The 1,371-nt window shown below is 71.0% G+C and carries 1 protein-coding gene; it reads right to left on the reverse strand.

What is annotated here, in order from left to right; all coding sequences use genetic code 11:
- A partial coding sequence (locus ACFWWU_RS37235) for an AIR synthase-related protein (protein WP_384153639.1) occupies positions 1-1,371 on the reverse strand: 1,371 nt, incomplete at both ends.

A 1,371-nucleotide genomic window follows, 5' to 3' on the forward strand; every position in this document is an offset into this window, starting at 1 on the left:
GGGTAGTCCCGTCCATCGCAGAGGCCGCGGAACTTCACGTCGTCTTCGCGCGGCACCGTCACGATGACGCGCCCCGTCGACTCGGAGAAGAGCGCGGTCGCGAGGTCGATGCCGGCGTCGCCGGCGACCTCGTCGAGCACCACGCGGGCGCCGAGGCCGAAGCGGCCGACCGCCTCGGCGAGGGCGATCGCGAGGCCGCCGTCGGAGAGGTCGTGCGCCGAGTCGATGAGCCCCTCGATCGCTGCTGCGTTCAGCAGCTCGGCGAGGCGCTTCTCACCCGCGAGGTCGACGGCCGGCGGGCGACCGCCGAGGTGGCCGTGCACGACGCCGGCCCATGCGGAGCCGTCGAGCTCGAGCGCGGTGTCGCCGAGGAGGTAGATGTTGTGGCCGTCGTCCTGCCATCCCGACGGGATGCGGCGGGCGACGTCGTCGATCACGCCGAGCACGGCGATCACGGGAGTCGGGTGGATCGGCACGTCACCGGTCTGGTTGTAGAACGAGACGTTGCCGCCCGTGACGGGGACGCCGAGCTCGAGGCATCCGTCGCTGAGGCCCTCGACGGTCTCGGAGAACTGCCACATGACCTCGGGGTTCTCGGGGGAGCCGAAGTTCAGGCAGTCGGAGACGGCGGCGGGCACCGCGCCGGAGACGGCGACGTTCCGGTACGCCTCGGCGAGCGCGAGCTTCGCGCCCTGACGCGGGTCGAGCTGCGAGTAGCGGCCGTTGGCGTCGGTCGCGATGGCGACGCCGAGGCCGGACTCCTCGTCGACGCGCACCATGCCGGCGTCGTCGGGGTAGCTGAGCGCCGTGTTGCCGAGCACGTACTTGTCGTACTGGTTCGTGACCCACGCGGCATCCGCCTGGTTCGCCGAGCCGACGAGCTGCAGGAACTGCGCGCGGATCTCGTCGGGCGTCGCCGGGCGGTCGAGCTTCGCGGCCGTGTCGGCCTGCAGGGCGTCGATCCAGGTGGGGTAGGCGACGGGGCGCTCGTAGACCGGGCCGTCGACGGCGACGGTGCGCGGGTCCACGTTCACGATCTCCTGGCCGTGCCACATGATCGAGAGGCGGCCGGTGTCGGTGACCTCGCCGAGCACGCTCGTCTCGACGTCCCATTTCTTGACGACCTCGAGGAAGCCGTCGAGCTTCTCGGGGCGCACGATCGCCATCATGCGCTCCTGGCTCTCGCTCATCAGGATCTCTTCGGGCGTCAGCGTGGGGTCGCGCAGCAGCACGTCGTCGAGCACGATCGCCATGCCGCCGTCGCCGTTCGACGCGAGCTCGGAGGTCGCGCACGAGATGCCGGCTGCGCCGAGGTCTTGGATGCCCTCGACGAGGTCGCCGGCGAAGAGCTCGAGGCAGCACTCGATGAGC

The organism is Streptomyces sp. NPDC058650 (assembly GCF_042717315.1).
GTDB lineage: Bacteria > Actinomycetota > Actinomycetes > Streptomycetales > Streptomycetaceae > Streptomyces.